Annotated in this window: 17 protein-coding genes and 1 pseudogene; 16 read left to right on the forward strand and 2 right to left on the reverse strand. The window is 38.7% G+C overall.

The features are described from left to right. Nucleotides 1-210 precede the first annotated feature (210 nt). Nucleotides 211-1,212, reverse strand: coding sequence for a malate dehydrogenase (locus QZ135_RS21860; RefSeq protein WP_294614552.1), 1,002 nt, complete (start codon nucleotides 1,210-1,212; stop codon nucleotides 211-213). Nucleotides 1,213-1,535: 323 nt separating this feature from the next. On the opposite strand from QZ135_RS21860, the gene QZ135_RS21865 reads away from it, so the two are divergent. The 3 genes from QZ135_RS21865 to rplS all read left to right on the forward strand — a co-directional run bounded on the left by QZ135_RS21865 (nucleotide 1,536) and on the right by rplS (nucleotide 3,975). Next, nucleotides 1,536-2,384: a S1-like domain-containing RNA-binding protein gene (locus QZ135_RS21865; protein WP_294614555.1), complete on the forward strand. Its 849-nt coding sequence runs from the start codon at nucleotides 1,536-1,538 to the stop codon at nucleotides 2,382-2,384. A gap of 121 nt (nucleotides 2,385-2,505) precedes the next feature. Beyond that, nucleotides 2,506-3,483 carry a hypothetical protein gene (locus tag QZ135_RS21870; protein WP_294614558.1) on the forward strand — a complete coding sequence of 326 codons (978 nt, stop codon included), beginning with the start codon at nucleotides 2,506-2,508 and terminating at the stop codon, nucleotides 3,481-3,483. Nucleotides 3,484-3,621: 138 nt separating this feature from the next. After that, on the forward strand, nucleotides 3,622-3,975 hold the full coding sequence (gene rplS, locus QZ135_RS21875) for a 50S ribosomal protein L19 (RefSeq protein WP_294614561.1): 354 nt from the start codon (nucleotides 3,622-3,624) through the stop codon (nucleotides 3,973-3,975). Between the two features lie 58 nt (nucleotides 3,976-4,033). Here the strand turns inward: rplS and QZ135_RS21880 are convergent, their stop codons facing one another. Continuing rightward, nucleotides 4,034-4,846, reverse strand: a complete 813-nt coding sequence (locus tag QZ135_RS21880) for a DUF6266 family protein (protein WP_294614564.1) — start codon at nucleotides 4,844-4,846, stop codon at nucleotides 4,034-4,036. A 543-nt stretch (nucleotides 4,847-5,389) separates the two neighbouring features. Between QZ135_RS21880 and QZ135_RS21885 the strand changes: the two genes are divergently transcribed. The 13 genes and pseudogenes from QZ135_RS21885 to QZ135_RS21945 all read left to right on the forward strand — a co-directional run. Continuing rightward, nucleotides 5,390-6,451: a hypothetical protein gene (locus tag QZ135_RS21885; protein ID WP_294614567.1), complete on the forward strand. Its 1,062-nt coding sequence runs from the start codon at nucleotides 5,390-5,392 to the stop codon at nucleotides 6,449-6,451. A gap of 148 nt (nucleotides 6,452-6,599) precedes the next feature. Next, a complete protein-coding gene (locus tag QZ135_RS21890; RefSeq protein ID WP_294614569.1) occupies nucleotides 6,600-6,827 on the forward strand; it encodes an NVEALA domain-containing protein in 228 nt (75 codons plus the stop codon). Beyond that, nucleotides 6,799-7,869: a BF3164 family lipoprotein gene (locus tag QZ135_RS21895; RefSeq protein ID WP_294614572.1), complete on the forward strand. Its 1,071-nt coding sequence runs from the start codon at nucleotides 6,799-6,801 to the stop codon at nucleotides 7,867-7,869. Before QZ135_RS21890 ends, QZ135_RS21895 begins: the two co-directional genes overlap by 29 nt. A gap of 86 nt (nucleotides 7,870-7,955) precedes the next feature. Continuing rightward, nucleotides 7,956-8,936: a BF3164 family lipoprotein gene (locus QZ135_RS21900; RefSeq protein ID WP_294614575.1), complete on the forward strand. Its 981-nt coding sequence runs from the start codon at nucleotides 7,956-7,958 to the stop codon at nucleotides 8,934-8,936. Nucleotides 8,937-9,294: 358 nt separating this feature from the next. Continuing rightward, nucleotides 9,295-9,552, forward strand: coding sequence for an NVEALA domain-containing protein (locus QZ135_RS21905; protein WP_294614577.1), 258 nt, complete (start codon nucleotides 9,295-9,297; stop codon nucleotides 9,550-9,552). A 69-nt stretch (nucleotides 9,553-9,621) separates the two neighbouring features. Then, nucleotides 9,622-10,614 carry a hypothetical protein gene (locus QZ135_RS21910; protein ID WP_294614580.1) on the forward strand — a complete coding sequence of 331 codons (993 nt, stop codon included), beginning with the start codon at nucleotides 9,622-9,624 and terminating at the stop codon, nucleotides 10,612-10,614. Nucleotides 10,615-10,628: 14 nt separating this feature from the next. Then, nucleotides 10,629-11,501, forward strand: a complete 873-nt coding sequence (locus QZ135_RS21915) for a DUF1573 domain-containing protein (RefSeq protein ID WP_294614583.1) — start codon at nucleotides 10,629-10,631, stop codon at nucleotides 11,499-11,501. Nucleotides 11,502-11,579: 78 nt separating this feature from the next. Beyond that, the gene (locus tag QZ135_RS21920) at nucleotides 11,580-12,044 is read left to right on the forward strand and encodes a hypothetical protein (RefSeq protein WP_294614586.1); all 465 of its coding nucleotides are present in this window, start codon (nucleotides 11,580-11,582) and stop codon (nucleotides 12,042-12,044) included. A gap of 242 nt (nucleotides 12,045-12,286) precedes the next feature. Further along, nucleotides 12,287-13,381 carry a 6-bladed beta-propeller gene (locus QZ135_RS21925; RefSeq protein WP_294614589.1) on the forward strand — a complete coding sequence of 365 codons (1,095 nt, stop codon included), beginning with the start codon at nucleotides 12,287-12,289 and terminating at the stop codon, nucleotides 13,379-13,381. 50 nt (nucleotides 13,382-13,431) lie between these two features. After that, complete coding sequence (locus QZ135_RS21930) at nucleotides 13,432-14,460, forward strand: hypothetical protein (protein WP_294614592.1); 1,029 nt, start codon at nucleotides 13,432-13,434, stop codon at nucleotides 14,458-14,460. A 169-nt stretch (nucleotides 14,461-14,629) separates the two neighbouring features. Continuing rightward, nucleotides 14,630-15,454 (forward strand): BF3164 family lipoprotein, encoded by an 825-nt coding sequence (locus QZ135_RS21935; protein ID WP_294614595.1) that lies wholly within the window; start codon nucleotides 14,630-14,632, stop codon nucleotides 15,452-15,454. Nucleotides 15,455-15,466: 12 nt separating this feature from the next. Then, nucleotides 15,467-16,336, forward strand: coding sequence for a DUF1573 domain-containing protein (locus QZ135_RS21940; RefSeq protein ID WP_294614598.1), 870 nt, complete (start codon nucleotides 15,467-15,469; stop codon nucleotides 16,334-16,336). Nucleotides 16,337-16,338: 2 nt separating this feature from the next. Beyond that, nucleotides 16,339-16,561 (forward strand): annotated as a pseudogene (locus QZ135_RS21945) (hypothetical protein); the annotation flags it as partial.

Here is a 16,561-nt window from a genome sequence, read left to right on the forward strand (position 1 = left end):
AACCGGGGACACAAGGATTTTCAGTCCTTTGCTCTACCAACTGAGCTATGGCACCTTCTCCGTTTGCGGGTGCAAAGATAAATAGTTTTTTTTATACAGCCAAAGGATTCCTGAAAAAATAAAAGAAAAATCCCTCTTGCATTCGGTTTCTGCTGACGCAAGAGGGAATCTCTGGTTAGGAGTTGTGGGGGATATCCCGTTTATATGGATTTAGTCAATGTTCGGGTTGATGCTCTTCCAGTCTTTGATGGCAGGAAGCACTCCCATTTCAATCACTTCGTCGCGCAACTTGCAGAGGTGGGCGTAGCTTTCTTTCAGTTTAGCCTCTTCTTCCGGAGTGCCTTTCAGCTCTTTGTAGTGCACGCCGTCTTTGTTGATTTCCGTTTCCATAGCCATCATGATATGGTCGAAACCATGGCTGTGCACATATGTGCCGGCAGGCCAGCGGAAAGGTTTACCACCCATGGCGGCGGCAATCATTTCGATAGAAACATAAGCCGGGCTTTGGAAAGAAGAACGTCCGCGAAGGTTGATGATGTTCGCACCACCTTTGGTTACCTTGGTCTGGATTTCAGCCCATTGCTCGGCAGTAAGGGCAGGTGTGCCGATGATGTCCAACAACGGTTTGCCGTCTACTTTTGCGGTGGAAGCGTAAACTGCCATCTGTTCTCCATGTCCGCCATACGTACGGCAGTTCTCTACTTTATCAGGAGAGATGTGGAAGTGTTTGGCAAGTTCGCTGCGCAGGCGGGTACTGTCGAGAGCGGCGAGTGTGGTCACTTGTGAAGGTTTCAGTCCGGCATACAGCAAAGTGATTAATCCGGTGATATCGGCAGGGTTGAAAATAACTACCACATGTTTCACGTCCGGACAGTAAGCCTTTACGTTCTTACCGAATTCTTCGGCAATGGCAGCATTACCTTTCAATAGGTCTTCACGCGTCATGCCAGCTTTGCGGGCGGCACCACCCGAAGATACGATGTACTTGGCACCGGTCAACGCTTCTTTGATATCAGAAGTGTAAGTGAGGTTCAATCCCTCAAAACCGCAGTGGAACATTTCTTCGGCCACACCTTCCAGTCCCGGACCGTAAGGGTCGTACAGACAGATGTTGGGGGTCAGGTGCATCATGATGGCAGTTTGTGCCATGTTTGAGCCGATCATTCCGGCTGCTCCTACAATCGTAAGCTTTTCGTTTGTTAGAAATTCCATAACTTTTATCTATTTAAAGGTGAATAGTATTTTCTTATTTTTGATTTCCCGCTACAAAAATAACTGTTTTCCAGGAGATTTGTTCATAGAAAAAAGTTATGGGTTAGATTGAAAAGTTATTCCTTATACTAATCTTTGCTTAAAAGCGAGGATAAGCCGCACCTCTGCGTTATTAAAAATAAGCAAGCTTATTTTGTACTGCTTTCGGTTTGCATTATCTTTGCTCAAAAGCGAAGATAAGCTGCACCTTAGCATTAAAAATAAGCAAGCTTATTTTGTACTGCCTTCGGTTTGCATTATCTTTGTCCCAAACGAAAGAAGTTATGAGCATCGAATTAGGAAGATTCAATACCTTAAAGGTAGTCAAAGAAGTGGAGTTCGGCATGTATCTGGATGGCGGTGAGGATGGAGAAATCCTGCTTCCTCTGCGCTATGTGCCCGAAGGTTGCCAGCCGGGAGATGAACTGAACGTATTCATCTATCTGGATAGCGAGGAGCGTCTGGTTGCCACCACGCTGACGCCACTGGTGCAGGTGGGTGAGTTTGCCTGTCTGGAAGTGGCATGGGTGAACGAGTATGGCGCATTTCTCAACTGGGGCTTGATGAAAGACCTCTTCGTCCCCTTCCGTGAACAGAAGATGAAGATGCAAGTGGGGAATAAATACGTCATTTATGCTCATCTGGATGATGAAAGCTATCGCATAGTGGCTTCTGCCAAAGTGGACCGCTACCTTTCTAAAGAGGCGGCCCCCTATGAGGCGGGGGATGAAGTGAACATCCTTATCTGGCAGAAGACAGATTTAGGTTTCAAGGCTATCATTGAGAATAAGTATAGCGGTTTGTTGTATGATAGTGAGATATTCCAGTCCCTCCGTACGGGTGATAGATTGAAAGCTTTCATCAAGCAAGTGCGTGAGGATGGCAAGATTGACCTGGTGCTTCAGAAACCGGGATTTGAGAAAGTGGATGACTTCTCTAAAACCCTGCTGCAATATATAAAGGATAACGGCGGACGGATTTATCTGAATGATAAAAGTCCGGCAGATGAAATCTACTCTACCTTCGGGGTCAGCAAGAAGACCTTTAAGAAAGGGGTGGGCGATCTTTATAAAAAACATCTCATCCTCTTGCAGGAAGATGGAATCACGTTGGCAAAGCCCCTGAAGTCCTAAACGGATTAGGGAAATCCCTATATAAGAATAGAGAGAAACAAGCGGATAGGGGATAATCTTCCCCTATTTTTGTTTCCAACAAAGATATAGATATTCATCAACTAAGTAAAAAGACGCTATCATGAAACGAATATTATTTATCCTGCTTGCCACCTTGAGTACTGCTGTTTGCAGTGCAGGCACGGACGCTATGAGTAATAGCAAAGTACGTAAGGAAACCCGTTTCCTCACTGATAAAATGGCTTACGAGCTGAACCTGAATACCGAGCAATACAATGATGTATATGAAATCAATTATGACTTCATCTCCGGTGTACGCTATCTGATGGATGATGTGTTGCGCGGCGAAGAATGGGCGCTCAATCGCTACTACGACTATCTGGATGTGCGCAATGACGACCTCCGTTGGGTGCTGAACAGTGGGCAATATGGCCGCTTCATACAGGCTGAATACTTCTACCGGCCCATCTATACCAGTGGAAACCGTTGGTATTTCCGTGTTTACGTCACGTATACCAATCATAACCATTTCTACTTCCCCCGTCCCTATCACTATCGCACGTATGTGGGCGGACACTATCGCACGCATTATAATAATTCAAGCTATTACCGCGGACGCTACAAACATCCCTATTATAATGGCTCTTACCGCATCCGCGACCATAAGTCCTACACTACGCACCGCCGTTCTGATTTCGGGTCTGTAACCGTACGTCCGGGCTCTAACCGTGCGCCGGCGAGGGATGATGTATACACCACCCGCCGCAGCAGTTCGAGCACCAATCGCTCCGGCACTACAGGCACCACCCGCCGTGAAAGTACGAACAGTAATGCTACCACTAATCGCAATAACAGTTCACGCGGCAACAGTAGCAGTTCACGGACTAATACCAATAGCTCTCGCAGCAGTAGCACCACACGCAGCAATAACAGTACACGCCGCAGTACTACCACTACCAAACCGAGCACGGAGCGCAAAGAGAACAGTTCTTCCAGCGTGCGGAGTTCCTCAGGAAGCAGTACTCGCAGCAGTGGTTCTTCTTCTACAAGAGGCAGTAATTCCAGTAGTTCCAGCCGCTCTTCAGGCGACCGCCGCTAAGCAAAAAATGAGCGAATTGTTTGTGTATCTGCCAAATAATTCGTTACTTTGCACCGCTTTCGCGCAATCGCTGTCAGGACATAGAGAGAAGCCTGGTATGTTGCGTTGTAACGATCAAACATTTTAAGAATAATAACAATGGATTTAATTAAAATTGCAGAAGAAGCATTTGCTACCGGTAAACAACACCCGAGCTTCAAAGCAGGTGACACTGTTACAGTAGCATATCGTATTGTCGAAGGTAACAAAGAACGTGTACAGTTGTACCGTGGTGTTGTTATCAAGATTGCCGGTCACGGAGAAAAGAAGCGTTTCACTGTACGCAAGATGTCCGGTACTGTAGGTGTAGAACGTATTTTCCCAATTGAATCACCGGCTATCGATAACATCGAGGTGAACAAGGTAGGTAAGGTTCGTCGCGCTAAATTGTACTACCTGCGTGCTCTTACCGGTAAGAAAGCAAGAATTAAAGAAAAAAGAGTTAACAAGTAATCTGTTAATCTCTAATTTCGAGATAAAAAAGGGAGGCCGATTCGTTGGTTTCCCTTTTTTATTGCAATATATGGTAGCTGACATTCAGTGCCTTACAAGAAGTTAACTTCCTGTCAGCAAGGAGTTGACTTCTTGTCGACAGGGAGTTAACTTCTTGTATGCAGGGAGTTGAGAGGTTGAGATTAGAGTGGTGGGAGATGGGTTTCATTTCCATTTCTACCTCGTCTTCCGGTGCGGAAATTACGGAGACAGGCAGACAGATGCTGTTGGCTACACAGCTTCCGTCGGCACTGCAAAAGCTGAGGTAGGCTACCAGTTCGTCATCCTGCCAATTATCCGGAAGTGCCAGTTCTGCGTGCTTGTCGGAGCGCAAGGCGGCTTCGGCGTTGTAGACGGCTGCTTCCTTATCTTTGTTGTACACCAACAGCATGGCTATGTCTGTGTCTTCTGCATTTCCTGTGCCGCTATTATCGTGCCAGTTGAAGGTCATTTTACTTCTATCCTGCGTGGCTGTACCTTCGAATACGGGCATCAGGGTTCCCATAGAGACCAGTGCCCGGTTGAAGTCAATCGCAATATCTTTTCCACTGCCCGTCACGGCTCTTTTCAGTGTGTAGGACATGGCGGCATTGAACGCGGATTTATCCTGTGTAAATTCTTTATAACCCATACGTATAAAGGGTTTTATTGTTTTCAGGAAGTTGAATGCTGTGGCAAATTTGCCCCGTTGCTCCTGCTGCCGAGGTGTACGTGGATTGCTGACTTTGGCGGCATGTGCGCGTATATAGTAGTTTGATTTCCAACGGAAACCGACTATCGGTCCCACTTTGCCGGAGAATCCTCCGAGAATGCCTTGATTGATAATTCCCATGTTATCGTGTTTTTAAGTTACTTATTTTTGTTATTGCGCAAATATATGGAAAAGGATTCTTATCAATCCTATCCATGTGATTTTTGCGTTAATTTGCGTCGTTTTGCGTAGTTGGTAAATTTGTCTTTTCTGGTGTATGATGGTTTATCCGCATTATACCCGGAATGCACTTGCTCCGTACCAAGGCCGTAGTTTCTTCGCTTAGGGGTACCTGTGAGTGGAGAAGGTACGGAGCAAGTACATTCAGGGTATAATGCAATTATAATCCAAATGAATAAAACAATCGTCTAAATCTTCTTTTAAATCATGTTGTTATATGTTTTTCTCATTTTTATGGGGTATTTTTGCATTCTGTAAAAAGGAAGTAAATCAGTATGTTTGGTTAATAGAGGTGATTGATTGTATGTCATATCCTTTGTGTTGCGGATGTGGAGGATAATCTCTATTCTTATAATTTTTCGGAACTTTAATGAAGGCTTTCTGTCGTGCTTTATCTTTAAAGATGTTTGTGTACTTTTGCAGAATAAATGACTTATTTATATAATGAAACACTATCGACAAATATTATATGTATTGGAGGGAATATTGATTCTCGTAATAGGAATGCTTGCTTTTCAGGTTTATGAGAGCGGAGTGGAAGGACGTAGGATATGTAAGCAGAAAGCAGAAGCTTCATTGAAATCTGCGACAGAACTTTGGGTGAACCGGGAGTTTGATAAACTTGGAATTCCGTATTCTTTTAGCGGAGGTGAGGAGAAAGTGAAAAGTAAGAAACGTCGTATGGTGCTGGCTGAAGGAGAAATGGTAGTAGCGGTTGATTCGATAAAGGAAAGAAAGCGATTGATTTTTTCATGGGTGTTAAGTTCAAAAGCTCGTATATTACTATTGTTGGATACACTCTCTGTTGATCTTTTAAATGAGTTGTGGCAAAAAGATATAGACGGTATACAATCATATTGTACTTCTGCTCTCGTGTTGCAATCTGAGCTACCGGGTGACAGGAACGGAAAAAGGTTTATGGCTGGTGATTCAATACTGATGACTGATAAGTTCAAGTTAGGAACTTACTATTTAGATGATATGTATTTTCTTGAATTGACGGCTTATCTTTCAGTACCGTCTCCTTGGTTCTGTGCCGATTGGAGAAAGAATGGGATTATAGCTTGTTTTACTATTATTGCCCTTTGCTTGTGTGTATTTATCCTACTTTTTTTGCATAACCGGAAAAAAGAGGATAACGATGAAGCAAATAGCTCGGATGATGTTGTGTTATACATTTCTGAAAAGAAATATAAAATAGGTGGAGTTATTTTTGATGAGGAAGCGTGTACGCTTACTTTTGAAGATAAAGTGGTGAATTGTACAGGGCAAGCATATAAGCTGCTATCTGCATTTATTCATACGAAGCATCATTTCTTATCAAACGACCGGGTTGTTGCGATTTGTGGCTGGTGTCCTCAACATATCGGTATTGATGGTAAAAGAAGAGTGACCATAAGCCATCTTAGGACGTTTCTTGACAGTGAAAAGTCACATGTGAAAATAGAATCCGGTAAAAATAAACAAAATGAGTTAGGCTTTTATTTGTTTGTTGAAAAAAGATAAGTGGTATATTTTCAGTTGAAAAAGGGGGCGTAAGAATTTTCTTACGCCTTTTTTAACCCCTGTAAACACGTTTTGAATCTATTCATTTTTTACATTTGTCAGCGTAATAATCATTGATGGAAAATATAATAGTTAAATGAAAAACAATATGAAAAAGATTCTGGTATTTATGGGAGTTGTGGCTATTGCAATGGGTGGGTATGTTTATAGTAAACAGTCATCTGTAAAAATGTCCTCTCTGCTATTAGAGAATATTGAAGCTTTAGCAGATACTGAAAATACTAATATTATTTGTTTTGGAACGGGTTCGGTTGATTGTCCATTTAATCACGATAAAGTCTATTCTTATGCCACTCCGTATCGCTTATATTATTAGTCTTGCATATATCTTTCTTTTCATTTCCTGTACTTCAAAGTCAGTTGTTTCCGGTAAAGAGTACTATACTGATTTTTCACAGGAACAAGAGTTGAAAGCGAAAACAATACTATTGGATACAGCTTTATTCCGCTATCCTTTCCGGTTACATAGTGGAGATGGTAAAGTCGTGGTACTTGATTTACATGGAACAGATTATTTCTTTCATGCATTCAGTTATCCTGATTTTCATTATCTGTCTTCTTTTGGGAAGCGTGGTGATGCACCGCAGGATATGCTTTCTGCCGAAAATTTCCGATGGAATGGGGCTTTTTTGTGGACATTGGATGCTAATAAGTCAGAATTAACAAGGTTTGAGTTTGCTTTATCCGGCGATTCACTGCTTCGTAAGGAAGCGGTGAATCTGGATAAAGATATTCTCAGGGCATTGGATTTTGTGATGTGTGAGGACTCTACCTTTATCATTCCCGATTATTCGGGTGACAGCCGTTTTTGTAGGGTAGATAGAAATGGAAGATTGCTGCACAAATTCGGTACTATTCCTTCTGCCAATGAAGATGCTTTGCAGAATGTCCGTCCAGCTTTGGCACAGGCGTGGCGTAGTTTTATAGATTATAATCCGCAGAATGGAGTACTTGCAGCTGTTACTCAGTTAGGTGAAGTGCTTGAAATCTATAATTTCAAAGACAGTACACATGTTGTGTGTGCTGGTCCGCATGGTGAGCCGGAATTTCAGGTATCCGAAGGTTATGGTATCCCAATAGGCATTATGGGGTTTAGTGATGTGCAGGTAACGGATAAAGCTATTTATGCAGTTTTTCAAGGGCGTTCATTCAAAGAAATAGCACGGAGTGCGCAGAATGGTGTTAGCCACTTGGATGGTGGGCAATATATCTATGTGTTTAGTTTGACGGGTGAACCGTTAAAGAAATATGTATTGGACCATTATATTTGTGGCATATCGGTAGATGAGCAACGTGGGGTGATTTATACTACGGATGTGAATAAGGATGAACCTATATTGGAGTTTGATATAAGCTGATCTTGAGATATAAGATAGTTAAAAAGAACAGGCGGTGTACGTTTTGTTGGTGTATTGTATCTTTAATAATTTTAATTGATAGAGTAATGAAGCGTATTTATATACTTTTAGCGTCTCTCTTCATTCTTTTTTTTCTATTGGAGGGATGTACGTATAGTGGAAAACTGTCGGGAAAATTCCCTCCACTAAAAGAGTTGAAGGCAGATAGTATTTCTATTTCTCCGATTTTATTATCTGTGACTCGATTATTTGTTACAGATAATATGTTGGTGGCTTATCAACAGAGAAGTGATACTATGTTCTCTTTTTGGAAATTGCCTGAATGTCGTTACTTGTTTAGGGCTGGTAGTAGGGGGGAAGGACCTGATGATTTCTTGATGCTTGATAGGACATTTCAAGAAATGTCGGATGGTTTTAAAGCATTTGAAATAGCTTCGAATAAAGTGAAAGAAGTAGCCGTAGATTCAGTAGGTACTTTTAAAGTGGTCTCTGCCAAACAACTGGAAGTAGAACAAAGAGAATTGAATCGTTTCCTTTTTTTAAAGAATGATAGTTATTGCTTTATTTCTGATAAGGAAGAGTATGAGTATGCTTTGCTTGACAAAGATGGAACAGTACAATATTTTGGTGATTATCCGAAAGGTTTGTTAGAGAAAAAAGAAGAGGAATTGAACCGTTTTGTCTATAATAAGTTGACGGTTGCCAATCCTCAGGGTGATAAATTTGCTGCATTTTATGCTTATATAAAACTTTGTAGAATCTATAATTCTAAAGGAGAACTTTTGAAAGAGACCATGCTTGAATCGTCACAAAAGGATATATCAGAAGAAAAAACTATATATTATTCCTCTTATCCTTATGCGGATGAGAATTATATCTATGTTTTAACAGATAAAGAAGAAGGGAAGGTCTTAGAAATTTGGGATTGGGAAGGTATTCCAAGGGCTCATTATTTACTGGATAAGCCTGTAAATTGTCTGGCAAGATCTTCTACAGATGGTAGATTATATGCTGTATGTCAAGATAGGGAAGATGTTGTATACATCTATAGTATTCCTTGGAAATAAATCAGGAATTGCATGATATATTTAATCCTTCAACAGATATTATGGGATTTAGTTGATGTGCAAGTGAACCATTAAGGAAATATAGTATAAAAACTATATAGAGTGATAACTTATTTAAAGGAGCAGACGGTAAACGACTTGTTGCTGCAATAGAATACCGAATGCTCCGTAACCCCTAAAATATAGAAGCCTGGCGAAGATACAAATTTTTAATGAAAAACGGAAACTGATTTCTGCTGTTACGATAGTGCAGTATGAAATATGCTCTAATAAGGTATTTATATCTTAATTTTCGACTGCACATGAAGTGTGCTTGATATAGTTAATTGAATATACTTCCTTTTTAAACAATATAAGAATGAAAAAGTTTATGAAAATAGCTTTTGTTGCAGCTTTTGCAGCAATTGCAGGTTATGGTATCTATGCTAATCAAAAAGTAGATACTATGTCAAATTTGATGTTAGCTAATGTTGAAGCATTAGCTGGTGGTGAAAGTGCTGGTTGTCATTATATTAATGGATACAAGGCCTTTACGTCTAATTCTGGCCGTGCATATGATTGTTGTATGGTTGTAGTTCCTAATGCTCCAGACAAGAAAGCGGGTAATTGTCAATAATTAATTGGTTGTATGTTAGAGGAATAGATGATATAAGATATCTATTCCTCTACTGAAGAAAGGAATTTTATGAAGATAAGTACTTTATATCTATTGTTATTTATTTTTCTTTTTGGTTGCACAACAAAAGGGCAATATATTGGTTTTCAACAGAAGGAAAGAAATTTTGATACTGTGATTGAATTACAGGTATTGGATTCTATGAAAATAGAAGATGCCTTTTCTTTACAGGGATGGAAGATTAATGCTAATAATATCAGTTTTATAACCTATAAAGTAACGGATAATTTTTTGTCGGTTTACTCTTATCCGAATTGCCAAAAACTATATGGTTATGGAAAAATAGGGCAAGGCCCTGATGAGTTTGTAAGTGCATTTAGTGGGGATGCTGTATCAGAGGATGCATTATTGTATGATTTGATGAGTAGAAAACTTGTGCAATTGACGCTAGGAGAGGATTCATTATGGATTTCTAAAAAGCTTCCTTTATATAATGGTGAAGATGGTGTATGCAAACTTTTTACGTTTATTAGTCAAATAGAAGGCGATAAATACTTAATGAAAATAGATGAGTATGAATCCTCATCATGGGAAATAGCTGATTTGGGTAAAAATGAAATATTAGATTCGTACAAGAATCCTATTCGAAAGGCAGAAGCGTCGTATACTCCTTTTGATTTTATTCAATGCATATATGATTCAACCTTTATTGTTGCTTATAAATATATGGATAGAATAGAGTTATATTCTATAGTTAATGATAAAATAAAGCCTATGGTTGTTTTGGGTAGTGATAAGGACCAATCTGAACTGGAAAGTTATAATGATTTGCTTCATTATTATGTTGCTGTTGCTTCTTATGAGGGTTTATTCTATTGTTTAAAGTCGAGAAATGGAGAGAATTTTGGTAATATTGTTGAGGTATATGATTGCCATGGAGAGTGCCGAGTAAAGTATACATTGGGGAAAATAGTTGATTCTATCAATATTGATACCGAAGGGTGTCTTGTCGGATATGTTTCGGATGTTGATGAGACTATCATTTATAGATTTAAACAGTAACTCTTAGTCATATCATGAAACATTTCTATTTATTATTGATATTGTTTTGTTTTTTTTCTTGCAAAGAGAATAAAAAGAATAATATCATTCAGTTAATTCAGGAATGGAAAAATAAAGAAATTATTTTCCCAAATCATCTTGTTTTTACTGTTTTGGGAGAAGATACAGTAAACTTTTCATTTTCGAATACTCAATATAGGGTTCTATCTTACATGGATTCTATTGGTTGTACAAGCTGTAAATTACAGTTGTCACAATGGAAGAATTTTATTTCAGAAGTTGACAGTTTAACTGGACCTAAAACAGCATTTGTGTTCTATTTTTCTCCAAAGAATGTGGACGAATTACATTATATAATTCGTCGTGAAGCGTTTAAGTATCCGGTTTGTTTTGATATGAATGATTCGTTAAATAAATTGAACCATTTTCCTGCTGATATAGATTTTCAGACTTTCTTATTAGACAAGAATAATGAAGTAATTGCCATTGGTAATCCCATTCGTAATCCTAAAATAAAGGAACTTTATATGAAAATTCTTTTGGGAAGGGAAACTGTATCGAAAAATGAAAATACTATTTTAGAAACAGAAGTGAGCCTTAATAGTACCTCTTTACCCTTGGGGAACTTTAGTTGGGAAAAAGAACAAAAAGTAGTTTTCACATTGAAAAATACTGGTAATAATACATTGGTGATTGACGCAGTTGCAACGTCTTGTGGTTGCACGAAGGTAGAATACGATAAAGAGCCTGTACGTCCGGGTGGTTCTGTTGATCTCCATGTGAGTTATAAGGCAGAGCATCCTGAGCATTTCAATAAAACAATAACTGTGTATTGCAATGCAAAAGTTTCTCCTTTACTTTTAAAGATAATGGGAAATGCAGAATGAACATGAAAGATAATTTGTATCTTTTTTTTCTTCTTATGCGTGCATTTGGGAAGCTGTGTTTCTGACAATGAACGTCGTTTGGAAGAAACATTGGTCTTTGCCGGAGAGAATCGTACGGGGTTAGAAAAGGTATTACTGCATTATCAGGATGATTCATTGAAACTGGAAGCTGCCCGATTCCTTCTTATTCACATGAAAGACCGTCATTCTTATCGGGGTGCTGGAATAGACAGCGTGCGGCAGGCTTTGATTGAAACCAGCTGTCAACAGGGTTTTATGGAACGTGGACGGCGGGATAAATGGCGCAGCTATTCTTATGCAGGCTCACCAAAGGTGTATGATGCACAGGTGATAAAAGCGGATTATTTGATAGAAAATATAGATTTGGCTTTTGAAGCCTGGCAACAGCGTGGCTGGGATAAGTATTGTCCGTTTGATGATTTTTGTAATTACTTGCTTCCTGCTGGTTACGGTATCTATGCTAATCAGAAAGTAGATACTATGTCGGATTTGATGTTGGCTAATGTTGAGGCATTGGCATAAGGCGGCGAATCTCAAACAACTCGGTATCAGACGATGGGAACATGTTCTATGTGGGTGGTATTACATATAAATGTACTACCAAATACACCGCTGAAAGATGTCGGCTGGATTGCGCCAAATAATATGGTTAACAAACTTAGATTATACTCGGAATGAGCTATAAATAGATTGTTGTAAAAGATTGATTTTAGGGATGCAATATCCAAAAGATATGCATCCCTTTGGACTTAAAAAATGCAGTTATGAAAAAGAGTTTATATTTATTGGCTGGGACAATACTAGTGTTGGCGAGTTGTGTAAATGAGAAGAAAAGCGGAAATGCGGAGTATGTACTTTTATTTGATATTGCGAAAACCGTAAAGTATCAAAAGGTTTCTTCGCTATCTCCAGAGCATGTTATAAAACTGGCTTTTTCAGATTCGACAATGATTGATAATAATGCATATTTACTTTATGATGAAACATATTTTGTCTATTCAAGAGGATCTGCTATTGCCCCGATGCATTTTGATAAGGAAGGTAATTTCCTCAATTATATAGGGCAGGTAGGGATTGGTCCGGAAGAGTATAATGAAATAGGGGATGTCTGCCTGAATAGACGAGAAAAGACTGTAGAGATTTTATCAGGGGACTTTATCTATGTATATGATTATCAAGGTAAGTATGTTGATAAATTAGAACATAAACAAACGGCATTCTCATTTGCCGTAGATGAGGAAGGGAATCATTGGCTCTATTTAGGCAATAATTCTGTTAATGGTGAGGCAAAAATGGCTAAGATGAATGCCCAATGTCAGAATTTGCAAAAGTTTCTTGAGGAAGAATCAACGCTACTTCCTATGGTAGAAGCAAATTTTGGCAGAGGTGCTATGCTCACATTTAAAGAAACTCTGAATCATGATATTTATCGAATTGCAGATGGGGAAATAAAAAAGTCCTATTCAATAGATTTTCCTAATTACCATCTCCCTCATGAATTGCATAAGACAGCTGCAATGGAGGTTGTTCCACTTTTGCAGAAATCGGATTATGCAAGTATTCTTAATTGTTCAGAGAATCAGAATTACTTGTTTTTACAGGTATTGTTGAATAAATCGGGGCAGACGGTGCCTGAAATATATTATTGGATTTATCAGGAATCTTCGGGAAAGGATATTATATTTAATCTTGATCAATCGGTTCCTTTTGATTCGTATATCTATTATCCTCAATTTTTATCAGAGAATAACAAATTGTACTTTATGGGCTTTCTTTTAGATAAGGAGACAGAAACTACTAATCCGGAAGAAAATCCGGCTATTGTTATAATTGATGTTGCTGGCTTGGACTTTACTTAAAAAGTATCAAGATCATTCTACTATCATTATTGATGCAAAAGATGATTTTTTTGAATGAAATGAATAATCATAATCCTTTAAATATAATGAAAAAGAGTATTGTCTTTTCTTTTCTATTTTTTCTTTTGGTAGGATGTAAAAGTGAAAATATACAGTATGAGGAAATCTCATACAAGTTATTGGACAACAATATTATGACTACTATGCCGGGAAGCCTCATTGTTGCCGGTGATTATTTAGTATGGACTGATCCTTTTGCCCGCGATTATTTTGTTCATGTGCATGATAAGGAGACTGGTAGAAAGATCGGGGTTATGGGAAAGGTAGGTGAAGGACCTCAGGAATTTATAACAGGAGGTATTAATTTAGTGGCTATTGATAATTGTTTTTTTGCTGATGATGCCAATGGAAAAACGAAGGGGTTCTTGTCTTTGGATAGTTTGGTGTTGCAGAAAGAAACTTTTATAGCTTTGTCTGAATCAGAAAGCATAACCCGTCCGCAGATGAGTGAATTGGCGAAAGGGGTATTTGTAGGAAGAACAGAGGATGGAGACAAAGACTATTTTAAAGCTAACATTCAAGGGCAAAACTCTACTTTTGGAGTTTATCCGGTATCGGAGGTAAAGCAACATGTTGGAGGGAATATGGCATATAACCCAGAAAAGAGATCTTTAGCATATGCTTCTTTTAATTTTCCATACTTAGCTCTTTATCAAGAAACAGGGAATACCTTCAAATTGTTATGGGAACGGAAATCTAATAGTGATGAATATGAAGTTGTAAACGATCAGATTATTTTTGACCGTAAGGTTGGAGGCATCTTTGAAATCTGTATGAGTAAGGATTATATCATTGCTTTAGAACGTGACAGAGCAAGAGACCCAATGGACGAATCTACTGTTGGACGGGATGTGAGCAAATGTCCTCATACTGTTTTCTTATATGACTATGATGGTAATCTGATTAAGATTGTTGATTTAGGGATACCGACAATGCATATTGCGGCAGATTGCCAAGATAATGTTCTGTATGCTATTGGGGCAGATCCGGATTATGTATTGGTGAAATATGAATTATAGAGGATTATATCTTATTGTTTTTTGCTGTATTATCAGCATTTTGACCTCTTGCAATAAGGAAAAGCGCACAGTCCCGGTTTGTTACAAGCACTCTTTTCCTATTGATACGGTTATGCCCGTACAAGAGTATGCTGTGGAAAATGATGCAAAACTTCCACAACTATTTAGAATGAAGAACAGACTGCTCGTTTTTGGTGATTATGGCATGATGAATATTTATTCTTATCCGGAATTGCAACTGATATGTAGTCAGGAGGGACCTGACGGAGCCTCCAGAACCATAGGAGAGGGAAAGTTGTACATTGAAAAACAAGGTAAAGTTGATGTCTATGAGTTGGAAAATGATTCTTTGGTTCAAACATCTTCTTTTGCAATAGCAAATAAAGTGCCTTATTCTATAGGTACGGTGCAGGAACTGCGGCCTGATGTTTATATCTATGCTGATATGTATGATTTTCCGGGAATGCGTGAGTTTCATATTATGGATACCCAAAAACGTCAATGTGTATCGAAAGGAGACTATCCGGAGGATGACAAGCGCTTTAAGAGACGTAGGGAATTTAAGACGGCATATATGCATAGTTTATGGGTAAAGCCTGATAAGAGTGCTTTTGTCGTTGTTTATTCTCAACTACGCCGCGTGCGTATTTACGATAAGGAAGGTGGCCTGTGCCATGATATTTTTCTGGAAAATGAAGTTGGTAATTATAAGGTTGTACCCCAAAATGCTTCTGAGAGATATTGGCATTTTGGGCAATCTTTTGTGACAGACAAATATATTTATTTACTGAATCCGGATAAATTGGGAATAGCTGATGCGGAGCCACGATGCAATATTCTTGTGCTGGATTGGGAGGGTAATTTAGTAGCCAAGTATAAATTGAATGTGTGGATATATGACTTTTTTGTGGATGAAACAAACAGTGTGATTTTTGGCAGTTGCTGGGGAAACTTAAAGAAGGATGCTTTCTTTTCATTGAACACATTGATATAAATTCTACTGATTATGAAAAAATACATAGTATTATTATTTGCATTATTTCTTATTGCTTGTAGCAACTCAAGAAAGCAGGATGTTATAACTTTATTGCAAGATTGGGAAGGTAGAGAGGTACGGTTTCCAAATCATCCTGTCTTTACTATTCAAGGAAGAGATACTGTGAACTTCCAGATAGAAGATAAATGCAAGATTATAACCTATGTGGATTCAACCGGATGCACCAGTTGTAAACTGAAGTTTTCTGAGTGGAAAGAGCTTATGAATGCCATTGATTCCCTTCGGCCTGATTCAGTTCAGTTCCTTTTTTTCTTTTTTCCGAAGAGGGGGACGGAAATTTATCAAAGTTTGCTGGCAGATCGATTTAAGTATCCGGTTTGCATTGATGAGGAAGACTCATTAAATAAACTGAATAGCTTTCCTTCTGATATGGCTTTTCAGACCTTCTTATTAGATAAAGATAATAAAGTAATGGCAATTGGTAATCCTGTTCATAATCCTAAGATAAAGGAGTTGTATATGAAGATTCTTTTGGGAGGGGAAACTGCAGAGACAAATGAAGATACTAATTTACTGACAGAAGTCAGTATTGACAATACATCTTTATCCTTAGGTAATTTTGATTGGAGAAAAGAGCAAAAAGTAGTTTTTACATTAAAAAATGCAGGAAATAAGCCATTGGTTATCGATGCAGTTTCAACGTCTTGTGGTTGTACTGAAGTGGAGTATGATAAGGAGCCTGTTCGTCCGGGAGCTTCAATTACTCTTTATGTGGCTTATAAAGCGGAACATCCTGAACATTTTAACAAAACGATAACTGTGTACTGCAATACCAAAGCTTCTCCATTACTTCTGAAAATAATGGGAAATGCAGAATGAACATGAAAAATAACTTATACTTTTTTATAATCTGCTTTTTTGTATCTATTTTATTGGAGAGTTGTGTTTCTGACAATGAACGTCGTTTGGAAGAAACATTAGTCTTTGCCGGAGAAAATCGTGCAGAGTTAGAAAAGGTATTACTGCATTATCAGGATGATTCATTGAAGCTGGAAGCTGCCCGATTCCTTCTTATTCACATGAAAGACCGTCATTCTTATCGGG

This window comes from uncultured Bacteroides sp. (genome assembly GCF_905207245.1).
GTDB lineage: Bacteria > Bacteroidota > Bacteroidia > Bacteroidales > Bacteroidaceae > Bacteroides.

Bases quoted from the DNA above. Each gene is read 5' to 3' on its own strand.
- QZ135_RS21860 (WP_294614552.1), bottom strand. From the start codon at position 1,212: ATGGAATTTCTAACAAACGAAAAGCTTACGATTGTAGGAGCAGCCGGA.
- QZ135_RS21865 (WP_294614555.1), top strand. From the start codon at position 1,536: ATGAGCATCGAATTAGGAAGATTCAATACCTTAAAGGTAGTCAAAGAA.
- QZ135_RS21870 (WP_294614558.1), top strand. From the start codon at position 2,506: ATGAAACGAATATTATTTATCCTGCTTGCCACCTTGAGTACTGCTGTT.
- rplS (WP_294614561.1), top strand. From the start codon at position 3,622: ATGGATTTAATTAAAATTGCAGAAGAAGCATTTGCTACCGGTAAACAA.
- QZ135_RS21880 (WP_294614564.1), bottom strand. From the start codon at position 4,846: ATGGGAATTATCAATCAAGGCATTCTCGGAGGATTCTCCGGCAAAGTG.
- QZ135_RS21885 (WP_294614567.1), top strand. From the start codon at position 5,390: ATGAAACACTATCGACAAATATTATATGTATTGGAGGGAATATTGATT.
- QZ135_RS21890 (WP_294614569.1), top strand. From the start codon at position 6,600: ATGAAAAAGATTCTGGTATTTATGGGAGTTGTGGCTATTGCAATGGGT.
- QZ135_RS21895 (WP_294614572.1), top strand. From the start codon at position 6,799: ATGCCACTCCGTATCGCTTATATTATTAGTCTTGCATATATCTTTCTT.
- QZ135_RS21900 (WP_294614575.1), top strand. From the start codon at position 7,956: ATGAAGCGTATTTATATACTTTTAGCGTCTCTCTTCATTCTTTTTTTT.
- QZ135_RS21905 (WP_294614577.1), top strand. From the start codon at position 9,295: ATGAAAAAGTTTATGAAAATAGCTTTTGTTGCAGCTTTTGCAGCAATT.
- QZ135_RS21910 (WP_294614580.1), top strand. From the start codon at position 9,622: ATGAAGATAAGTACTTTATATCTATTGTTATTTATTTTTCTTTTTGGT.
- QZ135_RS21915 (WP_294614583.1), top strand. From the start codon at position 10,629: ATGAAACATTTCTATTTATTATTGATATTGTTTTGTTTTTTTTCTTGC.
- QZ135_RS21925 (WP_294614589.1), top strand. From the start codon at position 12,287: ATGAAAAAGAGTTTATATTTATTGGCTGGGACAATACTAGTGTTGGCG.
- QZ135_RS21935 (WP_294614595.1), top strand. From the start codon at position 14,630: ATGAAGAACAGACTGCTCGTTTTTGGTGATTATGGCATGATGAATATT.
- QZ135_RS21940 (WP_294614598.1), top strand. From the start codon at position 15,467: ATGAAAAAATACATAGTATTATTATTTGCATTATTTCTTATTGCTTGT.